Origin of the sequence: Streptomyces albireticuli, assembly GCF_021228125.1 — a bacterium.
Taxonomy (GTDB): Bacteria; Actinomycetota; Actinomycetes; order Streptomycetales; family Streptomycetaceae; genus Streptomyces; species Streptomyces albireticuli.
In genome coordinates this window covers 42,070-66,353 of sequence record NZ_JAJQQS010000025.1, presented here as the reverse complement: position 1 = coordinate 66,353, position 24,284 = coordinate 42,070, and the positions used below count along the sequence as shown (strand labels likewise).

Genomic DNA, 24,284 nt, shown 5'->3' with positions numbered 1-24,284 from the left:
GTGCCTTTCACGATCAACGCCCATCAGCTCGGCCGGCTCATTGACCGCACGCGCGCCCACGTCGGCGGCGAGTTCACTGAGGTGCTGTACGGCATCCGCCTGGAAGCCGACGCCAACTACGTGTACGCGGTGGCCAGCGACCGGTACACGGTGGGCGCCGCCCGCTACCGCCACACCGGCCTGGACGGCGAGCCGTTCGCCCGCACGCTCCCGGCCCGGTCCCTGCACGCCCTGCGCGAGTGGATCAGCACCCAGACCGGCCACGAGCCCGTCACCGTGACCGCCGCCGGGGACCGCGTGCGGTTCACCGCCGCCCACGGCGACCTCGGTATCGCCGTCAGCCCGGACCTGGCGTTCTTCGACTGGCGCGGCATCCTGCGAGGTGTCCTCGAGCAGACCAGCGCCTCCGACGGCGCGTTCCCGGTCCTGGACTCCGGACTGCTGCGCCGGTTCGGTGACGCCGACGATCTGGTGCGCGTCCGTGTCACCGCCGACCGGCGGGCGGTGCTGGTCGTGGGCGAGGACTTCCTCGGCGCCCAGATGCCTGCTTACATCCGCCGCCGTGGCATCGAGACCAGCGGCCACGCCGCTCTCGATCAGGTCCACGCCGACTGGCAGCACACCCTGTCCGCGGGCGCGGCCGCCGCGATACCCGACGGCATCCCCGCCGCGCCGGACCGGACCCGCTACGAGGTCACCAAGGCCGTCACCGAGACCGCGGGAGATCTGCTCCAGCAGACCCTGCGCAGCACGCACGCGATGCTGGAGAGCGCCGCCTCGGGTGAGGCGTTCGCCGCCCACGCCGCCGTCGGCGCCACGGCCTGGAGGGCCTACCGGTACCTCGACGCCCTCCACACCGCCGACCCACGCCTGGCCGCCACCATCGTCGCCGAAACCGCCGAGGAACTCGACAGCGGCGAAATCGGCGAGTTCGCGTGGGAGGCGGCCGAGAAGGCCGGCCACGACCCCGACGCCTGGAACGCCGCGTTTGAGGCACGCCTGGCCAAGGCCCGCACGGACACAGGCGGCAGGCCCGGCCACGAGCCGGCCGCCTGAAAAATCCGCCCCGACAACCACCTGGAGATGGGGCGGATGAGGGGTGCTCACGTATCGGTGGAGCTGATTTCCGCGCTCAGAGCCCGCAAGGCGTCATCGTATTGGTGGCGGTCGAATTGGAACGGGCCGAACGCCGTGTAGTCGCGTGCCGTGCGGTAGGGCTGCTCGAAGAAGTCCCAGGTCACGAGATCGGCTGTCACGGCGATGCGGGCCATGAGCGGCCAGCACCCCAGCTCGCCGCATTCACAGCCGAGCAAGGGCGTCTTCGGCCCCATGGCGTCGGTGGACCGTCCGTGGAAGTGGTCCTCCAACGGGCCGAACCGAAAGTACTCAGGGATAAGACCGCCGTAGGCGTCGCCTGCGGGTTGCATCCCGGCGTCAGTCTCGAATCTGTCGATCAGCTCGGTGAGCGGTATTCCGTCGATGCGTGGGGCGACCTCAAGCACGCCAAGGTCGTCACGAGGCTGGCGGTCGAACCGGATCTCATTGCTGGCCATCCCCTGATTATCCCAGCGCACTCTTTCCCTGCTCCGCCCGGCTCAGTTGATCCGGGACCGAGGCTGATCGCCGTACCGCCGCTTGCGCTGCGGGTTGCTCGCTGACCGGAGCCAGCCCACCAATACCGCGGCCTCGGAGCGAACTGGGCGGCCCGATCGACTGCCGCCGTACTCACCCCGCTCGACGCGGACGACTCCGAGTCCACCGCCTGCGCGAAGAGGCCGCGACCTTCGCCCCCGACTCCGCCGGGAAGCACCCGCACCTGACCACCCGCACCCCTCCACCCACAAGGAGAACGCACATGACGTCGCTGCAGACGCACCCGGAACTGCCGGAGAACGCCCTGATCGTGCTGATCGGCGCCAGCGGCGCTGGTAAGAGCACCCTGGCCCGCACCTGGCCCGACTCACAGATCCTGTCCCTGGACGCGATGCGCGAGGCGGTCAGCGACGACGCGGGCGACCAGGAGGCCACGGCCGACGCGGTCGATGCCCTGCACCTGATCCTGGAGCGCCGAATGGGGCGGCGGTTGAACACGGTCGTCGACGCCACGAACGTCACCAGGGCCGCCAGGGAGCCACTGGTCGCCGCCGCCCAGCGGCATAACGTGCCCGCCATCGCGGTCGTGGTGTCCACCCCGGCTTCCGTGTGTGTGGAGCGCCAGCGACCGCGACCGGCCAACCGCGCCGTGCCGAAGGACACGGTCCTCGCGCAGCACAAGGCGATGGTCCACTCCCACCCGAAGCTCAAGACCGAAGGCTTCAACCACGTCGTCTTCTCCGACAGCCTCTACCGGCTGCTGCCGCTCCTGAAGAGCCTGAGCGAGACCCGGAACGCCGACCTCGGACGGGACGGCGGCGACGGCCTGGGCGACCTGCTGCTCGTACGCAAGATCTTCGGCCCGGAGATCCTGCCGATGTGGCGGTGGAAGCCCGGCTCGGACGTCGCCGGCGGCGACCGCGTCGCGGAGATCCGCCTCGGTCAGATGCACCTCACCCTCGCCCTGCGCACCGACCTGGACGGCAAGGGCGATATCGGGTTCGACGTGATGGTGCCGTGCCCGCACGACAACGAATGCACCGCCTACGCCTGGGCGCCCGCCTACAGCGTCACCTGCTTGTTCCGGGCGCTGAACGGCGACCTGGACGGTCACGAAGACATCGTCTGCACCGTGCACGGCCCGCACGAGAACAACGACCAGGACGACGACCCCGAGGGCCGCGCCGACCTGGAAGCGCAGTACGCGGAAGCGGTACGCGCGTGAGCCGCGCCGCCGACGGCCCGCACCCCCACCCGCTCACCGACCACCCCATGGCCCGCTCGGTGCTCTACCTCCGGCTCGGCCGCGCCCACGCCGCCCTCGGTGAAGAGCTCTCGTGCAGCCGGGCCCTGGCCGCCGCCGAGCACCAGCTCGGCGCCCCTACCGCCGAACCGGCCCCCACCTGGTGCGTGTGGATGTCCCCCTCGGACCTCGCCGTCGATTCCGGCCGGTGTCTCCTCGACCTCGGCCACCGCCGCAGCGCCCACCAGCTCACCCAGGACGGCACCAAGGTCCTGCCGGTCGCCCGGACGAAGACGAAGGCGGTGTTCCTCGCCTACGAGGCCGAGGAGTACCTGCGCGACGGCGAGTACGACCGCGCGGCGACCACCGCCACCCAGGCGCTCACGATGGCGAACCGGATCGGTGCCCCGCGCTGCGTCGAGCTGGTCCACGGGCTCCTCCCGGGCTTCGCCGGGCACACCTCGGCCGAGGGAGTCGGGGAGCTCCTGGAACTGGCCCGCGCCAGCTGACCGCGACAGGACGCACAGCACCTCGCCGGCGAAAGTGACGGACGTCGCCGCCGGCGGCGTCGTGCTGTCCATCCCCTTCCAACCTGCCCCCAACCACCCACCGACTGTGTCGTCCCCGCGCGGCGCCGACCGCAGCGAGGCGCCCCACCTTCCGCAACCCACCGCGAAGCGCGGTCTTTGCTTACTGCTCCCCGCGCGCAAGGCCTCGGCTACGTCACCGATCCGGTGGGCCGGTGGTCACCGCCGGGGGCCGCTTCACTCCTCACGGCAGCCCAGCGACGAGGAGACCGCAGGAACCGGGGTCAGCTCCGCCGGCCTCGGCCGGGACGCCCCTGCCACCATGCCGTCAGATCCCTCGGGTCGTACCAGTCGGTTCGATCCAGCGTCAGCGGGATCGGCAGCCGGGGCCGCGCGCTGTAGGCCGCCCCGGGTTCCGCTTCGCGCGGGCGATGGCCTGTGCGAGGGCGTCGCGCCCAGGAGCCCGGCGGCCGCCGACCCAGGCGCCCCGGCCCCGGAACTGCCGGTCGTCCTCGACATGCCCGGCAAGGTCGCCGACTTCCTCCGCGCCGCCGAACTGGAACCCGCCGAGCGCGTCACACTCGATGCGGGGGTGACCGTACGGCGCGGCCAGGGCTACACCCTGCGCGTCACCGTCGTACCCGCGATCCACCGCCAACTCCTCGACCGCTGCCACCCTCTCGACGGCACTGCGGCGATCCCGGCTCAGCGCAAGGCCCGCCGCGAGTACGAGAACCGCGTCAACGCGCTCGTCCCGATCGGACCATGACCGTTCTCCCTGCTGTACCGATGTTCCTCAAGGCCGTGACGGGACGCGAGGCGACCCGGTTCGGACAGGCAGGACGCGGGGGTCAAACTGTGACGGGGAGGGTGAGCAGGCCCTTCAGACGCGGGGATCTGCGCCAGTTCAGCGCGTTTTCCGGTACGGCCAGGGCCAGGCGCGGCAGGTGGTGCAGGGCGCCGAGCGTGGCGCGCAGTTCGGCTCGGGCCAGCGCCGCGCCTGGGCAGTAGTGCGGTCCGTGCCCGAACGCCAGGTGGTGGCCCGAGGGCCGGTCCGGGAGGAAGCGGTAGGGGTGCGGAAACTGGTCGGGGTCGTGGTTGGCCGCGGCCAGCGCGAACAGGACGGTGTCGCCCGCAGGGATGTGCCGGCCGCCGATGGTCACGTCGCGGCGGGCGAAGCGCCGCGCGGAGGTCAGGGCGGGACCGTGGCGGCGCAGCAGTTCCTCGACCACGGCGGGAGCCTGCCGCGGATGGTCTCGCAGCGTGCCCGGCTGGCGAATGAGGTGGAGGGCGCTGAGGCAGATGAGGTGGGCGGTGTTCTCGATACCCGCCCACCACATGCCGAACGCGAGGAGGACCAGTTCGTCCTCGTCGGCCCGGGCGTGCTCGGAGCCAGTGGTGCCCCACCAGGTGATCAGGTCATCGCCGGGGGTGCGGCGGCGGTCGGCGACGAGGCGGGCCATCAGCCGTCGGACGTGCTCGACCGCGCTGTCCAGACCGCCTGACCGGTCAGGGCGGAACATCGTGCGGGTCCAGCCTGCCAGGTCCCTGCGATCAGCCACCGGGATGTCGAGCAGGTCGCACACGACGGTCAACACCAGCGGGAGCGCGAAGTCTCCCATCAGCTCACCACCGCCCCGGAGCACAAGGGAGGCGGCCAGCTGATCCGCGACCCGGCCGATGTGTCCCTCCCACCGTGCAACGTGCCTGGGGGCCAGCGGCTGGGCGGCCAGCGCGCGCAGGCGCGCGTGGTCCTCGCCGTCCCGGTTCTGCAGGTCCGCCGCCAGCGAACCAGGCAGACGAAACCCCCGGTAGCCGCTTCCGGCGTGGACGTCGTCAAGCGCCAGCAGCCCACTGCGCAACCAACGGCGGCAGTCGTTGTATCCGCCCACCAGCCAGGCCAACGACCCATCCGCCATCCGCAGCCGCTGGACCCCACTGCCCAGACCCGGCTGCTGCTCTACGGGCACGGCCACATCGAGGGCGTCATGGTGAGGGCTCATACGCTTGTGCCTTCCCCCCTGACCGGCGGTGGTCCGGGGGGCGGACGATGTTGGCCGGAAGACGAAGACCGCAAGGTGCTCCGCGTATACCGGGGCTGGGCAACGGCTGCATCAATACCCCCAGCCCGGAGTCACCCGGGCCCAATCACCCCATGGCAAGTGCTGGCGCAGCGCAGCGACGGGCGCGCCTGAGACGTCTTTGTGCGCCCCTTGTGCTCCCCGTGCGCTCGGAGGTGGATCGCCGCACCATAGAGAGGTCTCACCGCACGAGCGGAGAGGAGGTGCCGCAATGACCATCCGCGTCATTCACCACGGACGGTACGAGCACTACGACGGCGACGAGTGCTAGATGCCCGGGGCGTGGCCTTGTGCCACGCCCCATGGCGCTTAGCTGCTCTCGCTGGTGCCGGTCTTCCCACCGGGCAGCGACCGCAGTTGGCCGTGACGTCTCTCGCCGACACGGCCCTGGAGCCCCGCCGAGCGGGCCGCGCTCGGCGACGGCCAAGCCGTACGACGCGGGCGGGGCTACACCCGGCGTGTCAGCGCCACCCCGGCGGTTCACCAACCATCCTTGCCGGCCACCAGCCCCTCCAGGGGCTTCCCGGCGGTCTCGGCTCAGCGTAAGGCCCGTCGCCAGTACGCGAACCGCCTCAACGCTCTCGGGACTCACGCCGAGAGCTGAAGAAACCCACCAATCAAGAACTGGCGGCTTTTGAGCGTACCTCGGCGCTGCCCCTAGAGGCCGCCGAGCGGGCCGTGCTCGACCAGGGGGTGGTCGTGCGGCGCGGCCAGGGGTACGCCCTGCGCGTCACCGCGGTCCCGGCCGTGCACCGCCGGCTCGTCGCCCGCTGCCAGCCGCTCGACGGCGGCCAAGGCGTCCCCGCGATCCCCGCCCAGTGCAAGGCCCGCCGCGAGCACGAGAACCGGGTCAGCGCGTTCGCGCCGACCGGACCGCGTGGGGAGACCGCCCCGGTAGCGGCGAGCCCTACGTCGTTACCGAACCGGCCGGGTCGGGCTCTGAGCCCTTCGAAGAGGAGTGGGAGACCGGGGGCCGCTGCTCGCTGGCATCCGCCGCGACATGCCTTTCCAGCTGGTCAAGGCGCAGCTTGCACGGAACAAGGAGCGGGTCTACCTGGAGGAGCAGCAGCGACGGCGGCGTGCCAGCTGACCCCCGAACATGAAGCGGCCCCGGTACTCGGCTGAGTACCGGGGCCGCTTCGCGCCGGGGCTATGAGGCCCTGACCTGCAACTTTGCCGTAGTGCCCAGTGCCCCTTTAGAGCCACTGACGTGCGTCACTGCATCCAAGGACTGCCTCTCAGCTGCAATCTTCACTGTCAGTTTTCCGTGCTGCCTTCGGTGTCCGGGCGCAGGTAGAGGGTCTTGCCCGCGTCGGATTCGAGCCAGATCCGGTTGGTGTCGCTGACCTTGTGGAGGCTGGGGTGGATGTAGCGGTGGGCGTCGGGGGTGTCGGGATTGACCGTCACCGATGCCCATTCCACGCACCAGCCCGGGTCGCTGCCGGAGGGCTCCAGACGCAGGTAGACCGGGAAGTACCGCACGTCGTCGTCGGTCAGCGGGGGCTTACTCGGGTCGTTGTACTCCTTCTGCTCCACGTTGGAGCCCTCGCCGAAGTAGTACTTCTCGTCGGCTCCCTGCTCCATTTCATCGCGGTCCTTGAGGTCCAGCAGGAACTCCCGGCCGCCGATGCCGAGGTAGACGGAGCTGTCCGTACTGGCGTTCTTCGTGTCCGCGGTCTTCAGGTGGGCGAGGATCTGAGTGATCGCTGCCATGGTGCTGCTCCTTGTTGCCATGCCGGCCGCACACGGGCCCCTCAGGGTGAGGGCGCGGGCGGGCGCGGCCTACCCGCCCCGTGCGACCGTAGAGACCGCCGGGCTCTCACGCCGTTCAGGGCCTTACGCAAATACCCGTCGGCAGCGCGTGTCCTGCCGGGCGCCTCTGTCATTACCGCTTAAAATCCGCGGGCCCCTCAAAGTGCCTGTCAAGCCGCACAACAGACAGAGTCAACCATTCGAGTGACCCGGCATTGCCGCTCCCGCCCCGGAACGAGGGTGTCTCCCTCCCCTCGCCCAAGCGCCTGACCCACGGACTTGCTAACGCGGCTTCAGACAGCTCGGGGCCGAGGCCGGGGAGGATACCGGCCGGCCCTGGCTGACGGGCCGCCAAACGGGCGTACGGCGCCCCCTGTAGCCAGCAGGGCACCGTACGCCAACCCACTCGGATTGGAAGCCTCGTCAGCCCACTTGTTTTATACGTGCTGTCCAGGGTCAGGGCCCCGCGCGGGGGCCGGGAAGACCACCCTCGCCCAGCCGCTCGCCGAGGCCCCGGTGTCTCCGGCCACCGCGCCGGAGCCTCCCGACAGCCCTGTCGGGGGTTCAACGGACCAAGGCCACCGTCGGTACCGCCCACACCATTCGCACGCTTGTCGCAGCGGTTGAGCCATTTCGCGCGTCGGCGCTCCGGAAAGCGGTAACGTGCCAGCGAAGCCGACCAAGCCTGCACCAGAAAAGCAACATGCCTGAAATGCCCGACTCTGTGGAAGTGAGTAAAAACCCGCATCCCGTAACGTAAAGCTGCTGGTCAGCTCCTGTGGTCCCCGCGCACGCGGGGGTGGTCCCCGGGAGGCAGACCTCGCCGTCATCACCGCCAGGTGGTCCCCGCGCAACGCGGGGGTGATCCACCGCCCAGACCGCCGAGGCCCTGACATGAACCAACAGCAGGACGAACGCACCCGTATCCGTGAGGCGATGGACCGGCTGCTGGCCGGGAAGGCCACCGCCTCTAACGGTAGCTTCACCGCCGCCGCGCTCACCGCATGGCTCTCTACAAGCGGCACGCTGACCTGAAGAACGAGTTCGACGAGCGTGTCCGCACGGAGACCAAGCAGGTCCCGGAGACGGAGAAGCAGTTGCGTGCGACCGTCGCCAAGCTCAGGAAGACGATAGCGAACCAGCTGGCCGAGCTCGAAGAGCTCCGCCAGCTGGTGACCCGCCTGACCCTCGCCGGCGCCGTCCTAACCCAGGGGACAGATACGCCAACGGAACCCGTCCCGGCATCGGACAACGTCATCCCGTTCCGTCCGCCCACCAGCTGAGCCGACAGCCGTGCTCGGCCGTCCCCGGTTCGAATGGACGGCTGAGCACATAGGTCCGTACGCGATGGTGCACGGCGGAGTCGTACGCGACTGGGTACGTTCACTGGTCCGCCCCCCTTCCTCGAGGAGGGGGGACGGCCCGGCTCAGCCGCCGACCTGTGCGAGGTGGAGGGCGAAGACGCCGAGGGCTTCTTTCTCGGGCGGGTAGATGTCGCGGATCGCGGCGGTGAGCTGGTCGTGGGTCATGTCCGGGCCGCCGATCGCGGCCGCGTCCTCCGCGTCGAGCATCGCCTTGAAGGACTCGTACTCCTTCACCTCGGCCACGCGGCGGGTCTGGGTGTCGTCGCCGCAGCTGATCCGAAGGAGGTCCCCGGCGGCGATCTTGCGGATCTTGGGATAGCCGACGCGGACCTCGATAGTCTTCGCGCCGCTGGCGATCAGGTCGAAGTAGGGCTTGCGGATGTTGAGCGTGTGCTCGGCCATCGGTCTCCTTCAGGCTCCAGACGGTGTTGCTGCGGTCAGGGCCGGGCGGGCGGCGTCGACGGCGGCGGCGAGCCGTTCGCGCAGGCCCTCGACGGCCGCCTGGCGGGGATAGCGGCGGGTCAGGAAGGTGGTGAGGTCTCCGGCCCGGCTGCGTACGGAGTCGACGACGCGGGCGGAGGCGAGGGCCTGGTGGCCGAGGGCGACGGCGTCGTCGGGGTCGCCGAGCTGGGCATGCGCGAGCGCGAGGTCGATGCGGGCGATGGCCTCCCGGCTGGGGGACCAGGACGCCGCGGGGGCCGCTTCATAGGTCGCGAACGCGTGTTCGGCATGCTGGCGGGCTTGTTCGGCCTGGCCGAGCCAGATGAACGAGGTCGCCGGATACGAGGTGAGCGCGTAGTCCGCGAGCGGAGCGACGTCCATGCCGAAGCGGCGGGGCGAGCGGGGCGGCAGGAGCCGATAGGCGTCCTCGGCGGTCTGGAAGGCGGTGGTGAAGCCTTCGGCGTCGGCGGCGGCCGCGCGGGCGGCCTGGGCATGCAGCCGCATGGTCAGCGGATGCCCGGCTGGAGCTTCGGAGAGGCCCTTGAGGGCGGCTTCGCGGGCCTTGGCGGGCCGTTGTTCATAGAGGTTGATGGAGGCGGCGGCGTCCATGGCCCACGCGCACAGCTGGCCGTGTCCGGCCTGCCGGCCCTGGATGAACGCGTCGGTGGCGAACGCGAGGCCGGTGCGGGCGTTTCCGAGGTCGTGGGCGAGCCACGCTAAGAGTTCGGACAGCCAGCCGGCGAACGCCCGCAGGTCCCGTTCCTGGCGGTGGGTGTGGTCGTCCTTGAGGAAGCGGTCGACCTTGCGGCGGTAGTCCAGGACGGCGTCGAAGACCGCTTTGGGCGGCTTGAGCGAGTACGCGTGGTTGAACTCGGTGACCGCGAGGTCGAGGTGGTCGAGGGTGCCGGAGCCGAGCGAGGTCGCCTCGGCCTGCTGGGTGAACTCCATGACCTCGGCGGCGGCCGCTTCCAGGATCTGGGCGGCGGCGGCCGGGCCCGCGAAGGCCAGTCCGGCGAGTTTCACCGCGTCGCGACGCTTCGTCTCCGCTACCTCCGCCCCGTCGTCCGGGCTGGTTCCCCTGGCAAGTGCCTGCCCTGCGGGGAGTGTCGCACCCACCGCGGTCCCGCTCCAAAGTGGATCAGAGTCCTGGGGCGAGTAGTCGTGGGCAAAGCCCAAGGAGACCGGGTGGGTGGCGAACAGACGGCACAACAGGTCCTGATAGACGGGGCTGGGCAGGACGCCGGCCTCCCAGTCCTTCCATGACCGCTCGGACAGCCCGACCTTGGGCAGGCCCGCGTCCTTCACGAGCTGGTGGGCGGCGATCACGCCCGCCAGCAGGGCTCCCTCGTCGAGCCCGACCGGCTCCGCTTCGACTTCGCCCACTTCACCGCCCTCGCCCCCGACCGGCTCACCGCGATTGAGAACGCCGTCAACGGTCACGTCCTCGATGACCCGGAAGTGCGGGCCTGGCATGCCGACCGGGCCGAGGCCGAAGCCGCCGGAGCAATCGCGCTGTTCGGAGAGAAGTACGGCGAGCGGGTTCGCATCGTCGACATCGGCGACTTCTCCCGCGAGCTCTGTGGCGGCACCCACGTCGCCCACGGCTTCCAGGTCGGCACCTTCCGCCTGCTCAACGAGTCCTCGATCGGCTCCAACCTCCGCCGCGTCGAAGCCCTCACCGGCCACGGCACCCTCCGCCAGCTCGACACCGAAGGACGGCTTCTGAACGAACTCGCCGTCCTGCTCGGCACCCGCCCCACCGACGCCCCCGGCGCCCTCCGCAAGCGCCTGGACGCCCTCGCCACCGCCCAGCAGCAGCTGTCCCAGCTCCGGGCCGCCGAACTGCGGCACCAAGCCGGACACCTCGCCGACCAGGCCCGGCCAACCGGCCGCGGGCAGCTGATCGTCCAGCGCGTCACCGGCATCGCCCCGGACGAACTCCGCGGACTCGCCGCCGACACCCTCGCCCGGCTCGGCCACCGCCCAGCCATCGTGATCCTGGCCGCCGAACACGGCGGCAAGGCCCTCCTCGCCGCCGCAATCTCACCCGATCTCCACCAGGACGGCACCCAGGCCAGCCAGATCCTCGCCCAGGCCGCCCGCACCGTCGGCGGCGGCTCCGGAAGGCCGCGGTCCCCTCGCCAGCGCCGGAGGACGCCACCCACAAGCTCTCACCGAGGCCCTGGACCTCGCCACCCAGGAGGCCACCCGCCTGCTCGGCGAGCACTGACCTGACCCAGGTCGCCCAAGCGCACGGACATAAGAGTGTCCCCGCATTCCTCCTCGCGGGGACCCTCCGCGCATAAGACAGGGGCTGGAGGGGCCGAATTCTCTGCACGGGGCACGGAACCCTTCTGAGCCCCACGGCACCAGCGGCACAGCCGGGGTTTCCCTTTAATAGCCCGAGAAAGGCGTTAAAGGATAGTGGGCCACTTCACCCTCACGAGCGAGCCGGCACGTCGCCTCCGCCCAGAGGCCACCTGCCGCGAGGCCCTCAGCCTGAACACAAAGAGTTGACAGGGGAGTTTGCGGCGTCGTACATCGTCCTCCTGGTCCTGGACTGCCGTGATCCTAGTCTTCCCCGATGCTGACGTGGCAGCACGCGACCACACGGGAGCCGCGGCGGGAAGATCGAGTCTCAGAAATGCTGGGGGAATCCTGAGCCTCTCGGTGATGCGGGTGAGAACGCTGAGGCTCTGGACTCGGCGCCCCAGGTCTGCCCAGATGCATCGGCGTTTGCATCGCGGGCCCGCAGTAGTTCGCAGAGCCTAGATGTTAGTGGCCAGTTGGAATTCCCCACCGGCAGCCAGTTGATGGGGAAACGTCTGACCACCATTGATCACTCAGAGTGGCGGCTGTTGATGGAGGGCGAGCTGCTGGTCGTGCGCCGGGGCCGGCGAGGTAGGTTCGCCGTTCCGGCCTGCCTGTTCAGTCGGGGCCGGCGGGTCAGGGCTGAGCCGGGGATGTCTGTTCTGGAAGTTCGCCGAAGATCATGCGGCGCCCACGGGCGGTGTCCACGTATTCGCGGACGCGGTGGATCAGCCCGTCCCGGAGCTCGAAGAGGAAGCAGTAGTCGTTGGTGTAGGGGCTGCCGTTGGCGAGCGTGGCTGTCATGGTCGCCTCCACGGTCACCCGGTGGCCGTCGGTGTGAGACCCGTGGAAGGTGACGGTGACGTCACGCGCGAACAGACGGGGGAAGCCCTCGGTGAAGAAGCGCACGATTGCCTTCCTGCCCACCATGTGGTGGGTCGACTCGAGCGCGAGGGCAGTGGCGTTTCCAGGGGGCGACAGCCATTCGGCGTCCTCGGTGAGGACCGCGGAGATCTGGTCGGGGTTGCTGCTGGCAAAGGCCTGGAAGGCCTCCTGGATGATGTGGTGGCTCATGAGTCCACTGTCACCGTGGCGGCGCGCCGGCGTCTTGGACAAATGTTCCAGGTGCTCTCCTCTTAGCATGGGGGCATGCCGTTCACCGTGTACGAGCATGGGGCTGTGGCCGGGTGGGATGTCGCGAGGCCGCTGAGGCCCGGCCGGTCAGCCGGCATCAGCCTGGCCGGCTTCCGGTACCGGAGTGCGGGTTCTGCCGACCTGCCGGTGATCCCGCACCCGGCCGTCACTGTGGTGGTCGAGTTCGGCGACGGCTCGCTCGTCATGGGCGACGCCAGCGGCTGGCAGCAGCGGGGAAGTCTCGTCGCCGGGCTCGTACCGGGTGCGGTCCGCGTGCGGGGCGAGAACGTCACGTGCGTAGAGGTGCACGTGTCCCCGGTGGTCGCGCACGCTGTGCTGGGCATCTGCCCGGCGGAACTGGACCGTACCGTGGTCGCCCTCGACGACCTGTGGGGCCGGGACGCGGCACGGCTCCGGGAACAACTGGGCGATGCACCGTCATGGGAGGACCGTTTCACGTTGACCGATGCCTTGTTCTCCCATCGCCGTGGGACGGGGCCACCGGCGGACCCGGAAGTGGTCAGGGCCTGGGACCGGATCATCGTCAGCCGCGGCTCGGTCAGGGTCGAGGACCTGGCGGCCGAGGTCGGCTGGAGCCGCAGGCGCCTGTGGTCCCGGTTCCGGTCGCAAGTAGGCCTGCCTCCCAAGCGCGCTACGACGCTGGTCCGCTTCCGCCATGCCGCCCACCGCTTGACCGCAGGCGACAGCACGGCCCGGGTCGCGGCGGAGTGCGGATACGCCGATCAGTCCCATCTCCACAGGGAGACCCTGGCATTCACCGGAGTGACTCCGGCAGCCCTGGCCGCCGACCCAGGACTGGCAGTGGACGACATCGCGTGGGCGAGCACAGCGCCGACGGAAACAGCCTGACACCCCGCCGCACAATACGCACCACTCGCCATGGACGGAGGTGCCCACCCCGAAGAGCGCCATTTATGCCCCAGCCGATGGCTACCGTCCGTGAAACTGGAACTGCCCGTCCCCACCAACCGTAAGGTCGACGGGACCCGGTGATCGTGAACCTCAGCTGGTGGTCAATTGATCAGCCCGTACTTCGAACTCGATGTCTCCTTCAAGAGATTCGAGCCCCCATCGGGCGACGGAGATCGTGACTGTGTTCCCTGTGCCGTCGGTGGTCAGTACGTCGCAGAGGACACCGACTACGACCGGATAGAGGGAGTCGGAGGTCAGGTTGTCACCGGTGAAGACAGGGCACTTGTCGATGAAGGCCCACTCTCGCTGGTGGGCGTCGGTGAAGCGGGCTTCGACCAGGCCGGGCTGGGGTTCATCGTCGACCCATCGGACCACTTCACAACGCAGGAAAGCCATGGGCAGAGCCTGCCATCACAGCGTGCGGTCAGCAGCCTGATTACCGAGCTACCGGCCCATCGGTCCTGCTGTCACAGAGCCCTGCTCAGTGGGACGACGTCAGGAAGGCCCTTGGGCATCGAAGGCCGACAGTTTCTGGTGTCGCGGGAGAGCGACGATGGTGACGGGCTGCTGGCAGTGTGAGCAGTTGCGGGTCGCGGTGGATTCGAGTGGATCTCGCTCCGGCGCACTGTCGCGTGGTCCGTGCTGTGGGTTTGGGGGCTAGCGAGAGGCGGTGGGTGGCCATGGCTGTTCCCTTCGTACAGTCTGACCCGGTGTCCTCCGGCCTGCGTCGGAGCCTCCCGATGTCCCTGAGGGGGGTTCAGGGGACCAAGCTATCGTCGGTTCTGCCCAAGCCACTCGCACGCTGGTCGTAGCGGTTGCGGCATTTCGTACGACGGCGCTCCGGAAAGCGGTAACGTGCCAGCGAACAAGCCACACCTGCCTCAGGAAGGCGCTATATGCCTGAAATGCCGGGCTCTGCGGAAGTGAGTAAAAACCCGCGTCCCGCAATGTAAAGCCGCTGGTCAGCTCCTGTGGTCCCCGCGCACGCGGGGGTGGTCCCGAGCCTCAGGCGGCCGCTGAACGAAGAGAGGTGTGGTCCCCGCGCACGCGGGGGTGGTCCCTGAGGACTATGCTCGCGCTCAATTTCAGCTCCGTGGTCCCCGCGCACGCGGGGGTGATCCCCACCGAAGGAGCTCGGCCTCGTCCCGGATCTTGTGGTCCCCACGCATGCGGGGGGGCGGTCCAAGGTTGACGGTGAAACATGGTTCCCCCTGGGTCTGGTCCCCCGCGCACGCGGCCCCGGCCGCCGGAAAAGTTCCTGGCAGCGATCTGACGCTCGACAGTTGATCCAGGGTGGGCGCTGCGGGGAGAGGCGAAGAGTGGAGGGCGAACCCGGTCGGCGTCCGGAACGGCCTCCAACGTGGCGAGGAGGGCCAGCCACCAGTGGCGCATCGATGCCCGCGTCCCGAGCGTGCGACAGGCCTGACCGGAGCTCGTGCGCCACCCGTGTCGGCTTCCGCCTCTGGAGCGCGGTCTCGTCGATCACCGGCCGGGGCCCGTGGTCCACCACGATGACGTCCATATCCCCGACGTAGGTCTGCACGCCCGGTTCGCGAAGAGCTCGGGCAGACCTTGCATGGTGCTGGGCAGGGTCACGACGACGCTGGCCGGATCCGGGTGGCTTACGGCGTCCGGCCGTCTGCTCCCGGGCCGGCCGGGGCGCCGTGGTGAGGAAGGAGACCGTGTTGCCAGGCGCGCCGGACGGCATGGGGTGGGGAGGTGGCTGCGAGTTTGGTCATCAGCCGCTGGTTGATGCCGGTCAGGAGGCTCCTGGCCCGGCCCCGGGACTCGCTCAGGCGCTGGAAGGTGATGCCCTGGGTGTGGGCGAGGAGGACCGTCCACTCGTCCGTGTCGAGTGTCGGGGCCGGCTCGTCGATCCGGGCGGGTGTGGGGAAGTCGGGGTGGCTGTAGGCGCTGTGGACCAGCAGGGACACGCGCTGGTGGCAGCCGAGTTCATTGGCGGTGGAGGCGAGATAGGAGGCCAGCGTCGTCGGCTTGATTCCCATGGCCTCGGTGGCGCTCTTGAGCGTGTGGCCGACGGCGACCAGCGTGATCGCGATCCGTTGCTGTGGGCTGAGGAACGTCGAGTCCATGAGCGCCTGGTACTCGCGGGGAGGCAGGACCGTGGCGAGAACGGAGCCGTAAGGGAATTCGAACGCTTCGATGGGTGTGCTGGTGCTGGGGGCAGTCATGGGGTCGGCCTTCACAGATGAGCGGACGGGGGTGGGTGCGGGGCGCGGCCGGGCGGCGCTGTGCTAGAGCGCGTAGGTGTCGGCGAGGTCGCGGGCTCCGCTGGAGAGCAGTTCGTGGGCAACGTGTGTGCCGAGCGTGGCGGGGTCGGTGCCGGCCTGGTGGCAGTGGAGGGTGCGGTGGCCGTCGGGTGTGAATGCGGTGCCGCGCAGGGACAGGCGCCCGTCGGGGCGGGTGGTGCAGTGCCCGGCCACGGGCGTCTCGCAGCGGCCCCGCAGTACGCGCAGGAGGATGCGTTCGGCCGTGATCTCCCGGCGTGTGCGCGGATCGTCGAGTGGGGCCAGGCGGCTGATGGTCTTGGTGTCGTCGGCGCGGCACTGCAGTCCGAGGACGGCGGCGCCCAGTGGAGGGCACATCCGCTGGACGCCCAGGACTTCGGCCAGCAGGTGCCACTGCCCCAGGTTCTTCAGCTCGTTGAAGGCGACGATCGAGGCGTCCGCTGCGCCGGATTCCACTGCGGCGAGGCGGGCGTCGATCGTTCCGTGGATCGGCACGGCTTTCAGTTGCGGGTGGCTCCTGGTGAGCAACGCGGTGCGTCGTACGGAGGAGGTGGCGATCTGGGTGCCGGGTGGGAGCCGGTCGAGGGGAAGCCCGGAGCGGTTCACGAGGGCGTCCCGGCGGTCTCCGCGAGGCAGGTAGGCGGCGAACACCGTGCCCGTAGGCGTCAGTGGTACGCCGGGGACGTCCTTCATGCAGCGCACGGCCGCATCGCACTCGCCCGCCAGGAGAGCGTGCTCGATGTCGCTGGTGACGGTTCCCGCCATCAGGCCGGTGCCGTCGTGGTGTTCGTGCTGGGCCGGGGTGGCGAGGGGGACGTGCTCGGTGCGGATGCCGGGGTGGTGGGTGGCGACGGCGGCCTGTACCTGGGCGACCTGGATGAGGGCGAGGGGGAGGGAAGGCGCACCGATACGGAGCGGGCGGGGCATGGCGGTCTCCTGGGAATGGTTCCAGAGGGCAGGGCGGGGCTCGGGGTCAGGGCACGGGCGGGGCCAGGTCGACGACCACCGGCACGTGATCGGAGAGGGACCGTGTCGCCTCGGTGTCGTGGACCGAGGCGGCGGCGATGTCGCCGGTCACGTGCCGGTTCACGAGAATGAAGTCCGAGCGGTGATCGACCCGCTCGGCCTCGCTCCAGTAGCCCGCGGTGCGCGGCGGCGCCTGGCCCAGGACGTCGAAGGGGTCGCGAAATCCGGCTGCGGCTAGCAATTGGATGGCGCGTCGGTCGGTGTCCCCGAAGGTGCCTTCGGGGGTGATGTGGCGGTGCCTGGATTGGAGGTTGGCCGGGATCAGGTTCCAGTCCGGCTCACGGTCGTGCGCGCCGATCGTGTTCAGGTCGCCGGCCAGTACCACCCGCTGCGGGTTGCTCTCGTAGGTGTCGCCGTAGCCGGTCAGCCACTGCGCCTCCGCGTATCGTTCGGCCCCGCCGAGATAGGACAGGTGCGTGATCAGCACGGTGAGTAGCGGCTGGTCCTTGATGGAGAGCCGGGCCCGGCCCGCCCCGTGGTAGAACGCACCCTGCACCAGGTCGGCGTCGTAGTCGCCGACCCGTACGGTCGTCGGCCGGTAGAGCAACGCAAGGTGGTTGCCCCGGCCGCGCCGGGAGAGCACCGGGGGCAGCGGGACCATCCCGAGGGCGTTGGCCGCCTGCCACAGCCGGTCCCAGCCGCCCTCCTCCCAGCGGCGTAGCTCCTGCAGAGCGATTACGTCGGCGTCCAGCGAGGCCAGGAAGTCGAGTTGTCCCAGGCGCCGCCGCTCTCTGCTGTCGGCGTCGATGCCTCCGGTGAGCGTGTTGTAGGTGACCAGTCGGGCATGGTCCGCCGTCGCCTGTCGGTCGGCGGCGGCTGTGATGGCCATGTGGTGATCGGGGGCGGTGCCGGCGTCAGTAGCCGGTAACCCGGTCGCGTCCGCGACGGCCGGCGGGTTCCCTTCGTCCTCGTCGCGGCAGCCGGTCAGGGGTCGGGGCCGGGCAGTGGGCAGGGCGACGACGACTTGGGTGGGGCGGCTCATAGGGGTGGTTCCTCTCGGGGGTGGTGGAGCGGACGAGTGCCGGGCGGTCGGCCGCGGGGGCGCCGCGCGCCGCGCTATCGGAGGGAGGGCAGGCCCGTGGGTGCTCTGGGCAGGCGGGTGAGGGCCATCAGGCGCAGATCGGCCGGCCGGGCTTCCGCGACCTTGGGTAGGCCCGCCCGGTGGCAGCGCAGCCCCAGAAGCCCGGGGTCGGCGACGGGGTACCGGGTGATCGCCCCGCTCGCGTTGAGCAGGTACTGCGTGCCGTACGGCTGCGGCACGCCCTCGTGCATCCGCAGCCGGTCGGTGAAGTAGGCCCCGTGCCGGGCCGGGGCGTCACCGCGCTCGACCGCCTCCAGCAGATGCCGGTGGGCGCCCTGCTGGAACGCCGTCTGCCGGTCACACAGCAGGGCGATCCACCACGCGGCCTCCGCCCCGACCTCGCCCACCAGATCAGGGCCCGGCCAGCCGTGCGCCTCGAAGATCTGTTCCAGCTCCCGGGCGCTGCGCTTCTCCCATCGCACTATTGCCAGCAGCTCCTGCCGGCTGGGGACGAATGTGCGGGTCATTCGGACGGCGATGCCCTCGCGGTGCAGGCGGGTGAGGGTGAGGAGGAGGTCCAGGCGGACCGGTGGTCGGGTGGCGGGCGTCATGAAGGCCCTTCTCCGAAGGCGGGATTGCGCCGCTGGGTGGTCGTCGTCCGGTGGTTCGGACCCCGTCAGCACGAGCGGGACTTGGGTCTTCCGGACGGGTGCAGCGCAGAGCCTTGACGGCCCGCCCGCGGTGGGGGGCGGACAGCAGCACGCTGAGTCCGAGTACGGCCGGGAGGCCGCACAGCAGGGCCGTCCACCTCCGAATGCGGGGGCGCTTTCGGCGGTGCCGTGCGCGCCCATGGCGCCTCGGCAGCGGCGGGGGCGACGGCCGCCAGACGGGAAGTTCCACGGTGGGTTCGTCGGGCGGAGGGTCCGGGATCCACCGGTGCAGGGCATCCCACAGTCGCTCCAGCGCGGCCGTGGAGACGGGTTCCGTCTCACCCAGCGCCTGCTGGAACCCCTCGCGGGCGGCGGCTTCGACGCGTACGCGGTTCACCACGCGTCCGCCTCCGGCCAGGCGTCGCTGTCCATGGGTATGAGCGGTGTTCCCTCGGCCCGGTGGAACAACCGGTTTCCGATGAAAGGCCCCCGCCCGTGCAGCCAGCGGGAATTGTCCAGCAGGTAGCCGTCGCCGGGGCGGAGCTTGATCACGCGCTGGTGACGGGCCAGGCGGGCCCGTAACGCGAGCACATGTGGTTGGGCGTGTTCGGGCCAGCGGATCAGCCCGTCCTGCCGTAATCGCACGACACGGCGCTGATCAGCCAGAACCTGGAAGACCGGGGCGGCGAAAGCATCGGCCCCTCTGCCGAAGATGGCGGCCCCTGGCAGCGACAAGGCGTGCGCGGCGTCCGGCTGCTCCCGCAGCAGGTCGTCGAAGACGGCCCGGCCGTCGGCCAGCAGCGTCTCCCCGCCGCTACGGGCCCTCTTGAAGCAGACCACCAGGACCAGACGAGGCGGCTCCCGCAGGACGGCGCCGCAGGTGTGCAGGTCCACCGGCCCCCGGGTCAGGACCACGCCATCCACACGGTGCGTGTGCCGGCGGGTGTCGCGTATCCCGTGCAGGCCGAACGGCCCGTCCTCGTCGTACGGGCTGGTGTCCATCAGCCGGGCGGCGAGGTCGGCGACGGCCTCAGGTGTGGTCAGCCCGGACACGGTCACCAGACCCGCCCGCCACAACCGGTCAGCGATGACGTCGACCGCGCCCTCGCCCCGGACGTCGACCAGAAGACTCTCGAACAGCCGGGGGCTGCGCCGCCGACTGTTGAGCGCTGCGGGCGCCCCTGCGCGGACGGTGCTCATCTCGCGCCCCGGCTCTCTGCTGGGACGACGTAGGCCCACACCGAGCGGTGCCCGTTGCCGAGCCGGCGCCACCCCCACCGGCCGCGCCCCAGCTCCTCCACCAGGAGCAGCCCGCGGCCGTGCTCCGACTCCCCGTCGTCCACCGCGCCGGCCGCGAAGGAGGCGAACAGCGAGGACTCCTCGCTGCCCCCGTCCTCGACCTCTACGAGGACGCCCCGACGGCCCTTGGCGATCTGAAGACCGATCTCACCGCCAGGGCCGGGCAGGGCATGCCCGAGGGCGTTGGCCAGCAGCTCGGCGGCGAACAGCTCCGCCTCAAACGCCTCTTCCGCGCCTACCCCCCACCGCAGCAGCAGCCGTCGCACCGTGCGGCGGGCTTCGCTGACCGCTTCCCGCCGACGGGGCACGCCCATCACCTCTAGGCGCTCGGTGTGGAGCCGGGGACGTTTGCGGAACGCCGGAACGGTCTGGGGCATATGGGGTGCACAGGCGTGCGATGCGGCCGCGACACTCATGCTGCTCCACCGCCCGTGCTCCCGGGGAGCAGCTCAACCGGGCCCATGCAGTGCTGAGCCTGAAGCCTCCTGATCAGGCGCGAGAGAGGGAGAGCGTCGGCGCACACCGCGACCACGACGCTGACCAGCAGGCTCACTGATCTGTCTCCGTTCATGCCTTGAGGGCGGTGACGGCGTAGGCGGCGGAAGATGCCCCGCTGCCCGGAGTGGCCTTGTTGCCGTGGCCCCAGGAGGAAACCGGCTTCGTGCCGCCCTTGGCCAGGCGCCGGCCCACGCAGAACGCCTCCACCTCCTCCCGGGTGCGCAGCCACATGGGGATCCCGGCGGCCGTGGCCGCTGAGGCGGCGGCCACGTGACGAGGATGGAGATCGCCGGTGGGGTGGGTGATCGACAGGGCGCTGCCGCTGGCCAGCATGTTCTTGAGCTGGGTGACCAGGTTGTAGGGATCCGGCAGCAGGTGCAGCACGTGATGCAGCAGGACCGCGATCGGTCGGTTGAAGTCCAGGATTTCGCGGGCCTGGACGCCGGCCAGGGTGGCGGGCTGGGCCAGGTCCGCGAGCACGAACCCGGTGTGGCCCGGTGGTGTGGCGTTCATGACGGCGCGCGCGTGCGTGAGTGCCACCGGGTCAGTGTCCGCGTACACGACACGGGCCGTGCCGTACCGGCCGATGACCCTGTGCGCGTACGGCCGCTGCGGGTAGCCGCACCCGACGACGAGTACCTGCCGGATGCCGTGGTCGACAGCCAGGTAGGTCAGGGCCAGTTCGCGGTGCCGGTGGGTGATACGTGCTGCCACCCGGGCCTGCGGGTCCTCGGCCAGCAGGATCGCGGCCGTCTCCCGGTCGGCGGGCAGGTGGTTGTGGCCGCGCAGTAAGAAGCTGTGGACGCGAGCCGGGTCCGGCCTCGCGGAGGAACTGCCGTCGAGGACCATGCTTGGCGAGGGTGGAAGCTCCCACCGTCCCGCTTGTGCGGCGGGGGTGTCCTCAAGTACGGGAGCGACGGGAGGCGTGGCGGTCAGGTGGTTGGTCACGGTGGTGTTCTCCGGATCAGGGCGGGACAGGGGAAGAGCCGCGCCGGCGCATCGGGTCCCGTGCTCCGGCGAGCGGGACTTTGGTCTGCCGGGCGGAGGAGCGGACGGCGAGGCAGGCTCGCCGACTGGGGGCGTGGAACGGCGGAGCGAGCGCACGAGCGTTGGGATCAGAGGAGCCGCACAGGCAGCGGGTGCCACGAGAAGTCCGACGGGCCGTCTTAGGGCAAGCTGTGTCCGGCTGCGGTGCGGTGCTCTCAGCGGTGTCGACCCCGCGTCTGCCGCTGCCATGGGCGGCTGCGTCGTTTCGGCGGCCTGTCCGCTTTCGCGGTTCTTCAGGTGGGGTGTCACTGCTGGCGATGCCACGTGCGGCTCCCTGGTCTCGCGGAGGTATCCGGACGGGCGCCCCCGCAACGGGTAGGTAAAGAGCCTGGCCACGGCGGGCGGCCATCTCCACCCCCGTTCGTCCCTCGACTCACGCCCGAAATCCGAGGTGCATCCTCGGTTTCCCCTCGGGTCCGCCTCGGGCCGCTAAATGCCCCTCGGGTCGGGCAAGTTGATGAGGGAGACACCCTGGCGTCACAGGGACGGATGCGCCGGATATGAGGAGTGAGGGGGCGTAATGCGCACCTTGTTCAGGCGCCTGCTCGAAGAGCAGCAAGCAACGGAGCATCGTGCCTTCCTGCGGCACTTCAAAGTGGCCGCCGGCGCGCTGGCAGAGCTCGAAGGCGACCCGGGGCTGAAGAGCTTGGAGCCGGCGCTGAGCACGTTCCAGGCGTGGCTCTACAACGGCCGGTTCCCGCAACGGGACGCCCGTCGGGTGATCCGTCACTGGCTGGGCTACAGCATCGAGGAGCTGTGGAGCCCGGCCCCGGACGGACCCCTGCCCGACCCCTTGCTCGGCCCGGCTCCCACCACCGGCCGCCCGGACTCCGGTGCGGTGCTGCATGAGATGAGAAGGACGGCGGACATGGCCGCAAAGCGTGCGAGGGACTTCGCGATGGGAGCGGAGCGAGGCCACATCGGCCCGGAAACCCTCGGATTTCTCAGGGACCGGGTAGAAACGATCGTCACCCGGTACCCGCGCGTACCCCTGCCTGCGATCTGGGATGAGATCGCGGAAGCTCAGGACGACTGCTTCCGCCTCATTGACAGTGGCCGGGCACGACCGTCGCAGACCCGGGAGCTGCACGTCCTGGCGACGCTCCTGTCGTTCCACATGGCCAAGGGCTGCCACGACATGGGCGACCCGCAGAACGCCATGATCCAGGCCCGCGCCGCCGGCGTGTGCGCCCAGCAGGCGGAACACCCCGGTCTCGTCGCCCTGACGTTCGGCCTGAAGTCGCTGATCACCTACTGGTCCGGCAAAGGAGCCGAGGCCCTGCACTACGCCCGCCAGGGGGCGGCCGAATGCCCTGGCCTGCACGGCACGGTCGCCGTGTGGCTGGCCGGCCTGGAGGCCCGCGCCGCCGCCCTCCTGGGTGATGAGGAGGCCACTCGGGCCGCGATCCAGCGCGCGGAGGAACTCCGGGGACGGGTGCAGCACGATGACCTCGACCACCTCGGCGGACTGCTCACCTTCCCCGAGAGCAAGCACCTCTACTACTCCGTCGAGTCCGAGGTCCTGCTCGGCAACAGCAACGCCCGAATAGCGGCCCTCGCCGAGGAAGCCGTCCAACGATTCAGCGACTCCGAAGCCGCCGACTGGGCCTTCGGTGACCTGGCCGGTGCTCAGTGCAATCTCGCCCTCACCCGCCTGTACAGCGGCGAAGTCGACGGAGCAGCCGAAGCCATCCGGCCCGTCCTCGACCTCGCACCCGCACACCGGAACCGCGGCATCGTCGTCTCCGCCGACCGCGTAGGAGCAGCCCTCCTCCGAGACCCCGCCCGCAACGCGGCCACCGCCCGGGACCTGCGAGCCGAAATCGAGGCATACAGCCCCAGCCGACTGGCCCTGCCGCGCTGATCCGCACCGGTAGAGTCCGATGGCATGTACCCGGTCAGCCGTCGCAGTCAGCGCCTGGAGCTCCGCGAGCTCACCCCCGACGACACGAACGCGGTCTTCGCGATCTACGGCAACCCCGAGGCCACCGAACACCTGAGCTTCGAAGCCCGCTCCCGCCAGGACGTGGGGCACATCGTCGCCCGGTCGATAGCCTCGGCGACAGCCGCACCGCGCGCCGAATACTGCCTCGCCGTCATCGAACGCGACAGCAGCGACCTGATCGGGTACGGCCGACTGGCCACCGACCCCCACCAGCAACGCGCGGCCACCCTCGGCTTCGCCCTGCGCCCGGAATCCTGGGGCATCGGCTACGGCGTCGAGACCATCCAGCTCCTGCTCGCCCTGGCATTCGACGGCCTCGACCTTCACCGCGTCTGGGGCGCACGTTCGCCGTTGAACGCCGCCTCGGCGCGCACCATGCTGAAGGCCGGGATGATCGAGGAGGGCCGCATCCGCGGACACATCCTCAAGGCCGGACAATGGCGCGACTCCATCGTCCACGCCATCCTTGCCGACGAATGGACAGATCACGGCAGCCGCGAAGGCCTGTAGCCGAGACCGCTGCGGAGACGGCGCGCCCCTGCCGCTAAGGCACGTGGAACCGAGGCCCGCGAGCAGGAGCCGCTGTTCGCCCGCGGGCACATCGGGGCTCACGACTCGGCCCCCAGTACTGGTACGGGACCGTGCCCGCGCCGCCGGCCAGGAGAGCCGCCTGGGCCGGAGCGCCTGCGGCGGGCCGGGCCAGGGGTGCCCCTGCGGACCAGCAGCACGCGGGCTCCCATCGCCGCGATGCGTTTGCTCCTCACCGCCGCTATGGCCTTGGGGCCCAGGTGGGAGGCGGAGGGCAGCACGATTCCGTAAGTGCCAGGTACTCCCAGCGCGTCTACCAGCCCGGTGAAGGCAGCTGAGTTGGTCTCGGTGACGCGTTCGGTGAACAGCCCGGAAAGGGTCAGTTCGTGCTGGCGGCAGTACTCGGCCAGCGACTGCTCCAGGGCCTTCTCTCGGACCGTGGGGACGTTGACCAGCCGAAGGAAGCCGTAGACGGCCGGGCCGCCGACGCTGCGGTGCTCGGTGAGGGGTTCCATGGAGGTGACCGTCCAAGGATCAGGGGAAACGAGGCCAGCAGGCCGTCGCCAAAGAGGGGTTGTGACCTGCGTGTTGAAGCGTCCTCCCTGGCGGGCGGCGACGAAATGACACGGTGTTGCACTTGCGT

The 24,284-nt window shown here is 70.2% G+C and carries 24 protein-coding genes and 1 pseudogene; 9 read left to right on the top strand and 16 right to left on the bottom strand.

Annotation, left to right across the window (positions count from 1 at the left end; genetic code table 11):
• The gene (locus LUZ64_RS33140; RefSeq protein WP_095582604.1) at positions 1–1,056 is read left to right on the top strand and encodes a hypothetical protein; all 1,056 of its coding nucleotides are present in this window, start codon (positions 1–3) and stop codon (positions 1,054–1,056) included.
• Between the two features lie 47 nt (positions 1,057–1,103).
• Here LUZ64_RS33140 and LUZ64_RS33135 read toward each other — a convergent pair whose 3' ends face one another.
• Positions 1,104–1,553 carry a hypothetical protein gene (locus LUZ64_RS33135; RefSeq protein WP_095582605.1) on the bottom strand — a complete coding sequence of 150 codons (450 nt, stop codon included), beginning with the start codon at positions 1,551–1,553 and terminating at the stop codon, positions 1,104–1,106.
• Positions 1,554–1,855: 302 nt separating this feature from the next.
• On the opposite strand from LUZ64_RS33135, the gene LUZ64_RS33130 reads away from it, so the two are divergent.
• The 3 genes from LUZ64_RS33130 (at position 1,856) to LUZ64_RS33120 (ending at position 4,132) form a co-directional block, all read left to right on the top strand.
• Positions 1,856–2,818, top strand: coding sequence for an ATP-binding protein (locus LUZ64_RS33130; protein WP_095582606.1), 963 nt, complete (start codon positions 1,856–1,858; stop codon positions 2,816–2,818).
• Positions 2,815–3,345, top strand: coding sequence for an NsdA family TPR-like regulatory protein (locus LUZ64_RS33125; protein ID WP_095582607.1), 531 nt, complete (start codon positions 2,815–2,817; stop codon positions 3,343–3,345). The genes LUZ64_RS33130 and LUZ64_RS33125 overlap by 4 nt, the downstream gene beginning before the upstream one ends.
• Before the next feature lie 535 nt (positions 3,346–3,880).
• On the top strand, positions 3,881–4,132 hold the full coding sequence (locus LUZ64_RS33120) for a hypothetical protein (RefSeq protein WP_232390554.1): 252 nt from the start codon (positions 3,881–3,883) through the stop codon (positions 4,130–4,132).
• An 82-nt stretch (positions 4,133–4,214) separates the two neighbouring features.
• Here LUZ64_RS33120 and LUZ64_RS33115 read toward each other — a convergent pair whose 3' ends face one another.
• The 3 genes from LUZ64_RS33115 to LUZ64_RS33105 form a co-directional block, all read right to left on the bottom strand.
• On the bottom strand, positions 4,215–5,366 hold the full coding sequence (locus LUZ64_RS33115; protein WP_095582608.1) for a cytochrome P450: 1,152 nt from the start codon (positions 5,364–5,366) through the stop codon (positions 4,215–4,217).
• A 735-nt stretch (positions 5,367–6,101) separates the two neighbouring features.
• Positions 6,102–6,239, bottom strand: coding sequence for a hypothetical protein (locus LUZ64_RS33110; RefSeq protein WP_170116822.1), 138 nt, complete (start codon positions 6,237–6,239; stop codon positions 6,102–6,104).
• A 462-nt stretch (positions 6,240–6,701) separates the two neighbouring features.
• On the bottom strand, positions 6,702–7,157 hold the full coding sequence (locus LUZ64_RS33105) for a hypothetical protein (protein ID WP_095582609.1): 456 nt from the start codon (positions 7,155–7,157) through the stop codon (positions 6,702–6,704).
• Positions 7,158–8,090: 933 nt separating this feature from the next.
• On the opposite strand from LUZ64_RS33105, the pseudogene LUZ64_RS33100 reads away from it, so the two are divergent.
• Positions 8,091–8,479: pseudogene (locus LUZ64_RS33100) on the top strand (hypothetical protein).
• Positions 8,480–8,623: 144 nt separating this feature from the next.
• Here the strand turns inward: LUZ64_RS33100 and LUZ64_RS33095 are convergent.
• Entirely contained in the window at positions 8,624–8,962 is a 339-nt protein-coding gene (locus tag LUZ64_RS33095) for an ASCH domain-containing protein (protein ID WP_095582610.1), read from the bottom strand.
• A 9-nt stretch (positions 8,963–8,971) separates the two neighbouring features.
• On the bottom strand, positions 8,972–10,384 hold the full coding sequence (locus LUZ64_RS33090; RefSeq protein ID WP_232390553.1) for a tetratricopeptide repeat protein: 1,413 nt from the start codon (positions 10,382–10,384) through the stop codon (positions 8,972–8,974).
• On the opposite strand from LUZ64_RS33090, the gene LUZ64_RS33085 reads away from it, so the two are divergent.
• Entirely contained in the window at positions 10,313–11,236 is a 924-nt protein-coding gene (locus LUZ64_RS33085; protein WP_232390552.1) for an alanine--tRNA ligase, read from the top strand. The genes LUZ64_RS33090 and LUZ64_RS33085 overlap by 72 nt on opposite strands.
• A 711-nt stretch (positions 11,237–11,947) precedes the next feature.
• Here LUZ64_RS33085 and LUZ64_RS33080 read toward each other — a convergent pair.
• Positions 11,948–12,385 (bottom strand): nuclear transport factor 2 family protein, encoded by a 438-nt coding sequence (locus LUZ64_RS33080; RefSeq protein ID WP_095582612.1) that lies wholly within the window; start codon positions 12,383–12,385, stop codon positions 11,948–11,950.
• Positions 12,386–12,460: 75 nt separating this feature from the next.
• Between LUZ64_RS33080 and LUZ64_RS33075 the strand changes: the two genes are divergently transcribed.
• Positions 12,461–13,315: a helix-turn-helix domain-containing protein gene (locus LUZ64_RS33075; protein ID WP_095582613.1), complete on the top strand. Its 855-nt coding sequence runs from the start codon at positions 12,461–12,463 to the stop codon at positions 13,313–13,315.
• Between the two features lie 153 nt (positions 13,316–13,468).
• On the opposite strand, the gene LUZ64_RS33070 is transcribed toward LUZ64_RS33075, so the two are convergent.
• The 8 genes from LUZ64_RS33070 to LUZ64_RS33035 form a co-directional block, all read right to left on the bottom strand.
• On the bottom strand, positions 13,469–13,774 hold the full coding sequence (locus LUZ64_RS33070) for a hypothetical protein (protein ID WP_095582614.1): 306 nt from the start codon (positions 13,772–13,774) through the stop codon (positions 13,469–13,471).
• A 1,226-nt stretch (positions 13,775–15,000) separates the two neighbouring features.
• On the bottom strand, positions 15,001–15,570 hold the full coding sequence (locus LUZ64_RS33065; RefSeq protein ID WP_095582615.1) for a helix-turn-helix domain-containing protein: 570 nt from the start codon (positions 15,568–15,570) through the stop codon (positions 15,001–15,003).
• A 63-nt stretch (positions 15,571–15,633) separates the two neighbouring features.
• The gene (gene hemC, locus LUZ64_RS33060; RefSeq protein WP_095582616.1) at positions 15,634–16,554 is read right to left on the bottom strand and encodes a hydroxymethylbilane synthase; all 921 of its coding nucleotides are present in this window, start codon (positions 16,552–16,554) and stop codon (positions 15,634–15,636) included.
• A 46-nt stretch (positions 16,555–16,600) separates the two neighbouring features.
• Positions 16,601–17,635 (bottom strand): endonuclease/exonuclease/phosphatase family protein, encoded by a 1,035-nt coding sequence (locus tag LUZ64_RS33055; protein ID WP_095582617.1) that lies wholly within the window; start codon positions 17,633–17,635, stop codon positions 16,601–16,603.
• A 74-nt stretch (positions 17,636–17,709) separates the two neighbouring features.
• Positions 17,710–18,285 carry a DUF6624 domain-containing protein gene (locus tag LUZ64_RS33050; RefSeq protein WP_095582618.1) on the bottom strand — a complete coding sequence of 192 codons (576 nt, stop codon included), beginning with the start codon at positions 18,283–18,285 and terminating at the stop codon, positions 17,710–17,712.
• A gap of 432 nt (positions 18,286–18,717) precedes the next feature.
• Entirely contained in the window at positions 18,718–19,524 is an 807-nt protein-coding gene (locus LUZ64_RS33045) for a TauD/TfdA family dioxygenase (RefSeq protein ID WP_095582619.1), read from the bottom strand.
• Positions 19,521–19,931: an ATP-binding protein gene (locus LUZ64_RS33040; protein WP_170116823.1), complete on the bottom strand. Its 411-nt coding sequence runs from the start codon at positions 19,929–19,931 to the stop codon at positions 19,521–19,523. The genes LUZ64_RS33045 and LUZ64_RS33040 overlap by 4 nt, the downstream gene beginning before the upstream one ends.
• 259 nt (positions 19,932–20,190) lie before the next feature.
• Positions 20,191–20,970, bottom strand: a complete 780-nt coding sequence (locus LUZ64_RS33035) for an SAM-dependent methyltransferase (RefSeq protein WP_232390551.1) — start codon at positions 20,968–20,970, stop codon at positions 20,191–20,193.
• A 718-nt stretch (positions 20,971–21,688) separates the two neighbouring features.
• On the opposite strand from LUZ64_RS33035, the gene LUZ64_RS33030 reads away from it, so the two are divergent.
• Both LUZ64_RS33030 and LUZ64_RS33025 read left to right on the top strand, forming a co-directional pair.
• A complete protein-coding gene (locus LUZ64_RS33030; protein ID WP_232390550.1) occupies positions 21,689–23,032 on the top strand; it encodes an NsdA family TPR-like regulatory protein in 1,344 nt (447 codons plus the stop codon).
• 24 nt (positions 23,033–23,056) lie between these two features.
• Positions 23,057–23,623, top strand: a complete 567-nt coding sequence (locus LUZ64_RS33025) for a GNAT family N-acetyltransferase (protein WP_095582622.1) — start codon at positions 23,057–23,059, stop codon at positions 23,621–23,623.
• Positions 23,624–23,721: 98 nt separating this feature from the next.
• Here the strand turns inward: LUZ64_RS33025 and LUZ64_RS33020 are convergent, their stop codons facing one another.
• Complete coding sequence (locus LUZ64_RS33020) at positions 23,722–24,156, bottom strand: hypothetical protein (RefSeq protein ID WP_232390549.1); 435 nt, start codon at positions 24,154–24,156, stop codon at positions 23,722–23,724.
• Positions 24,157–24,284: the final 128 nt, after the last annotated feature.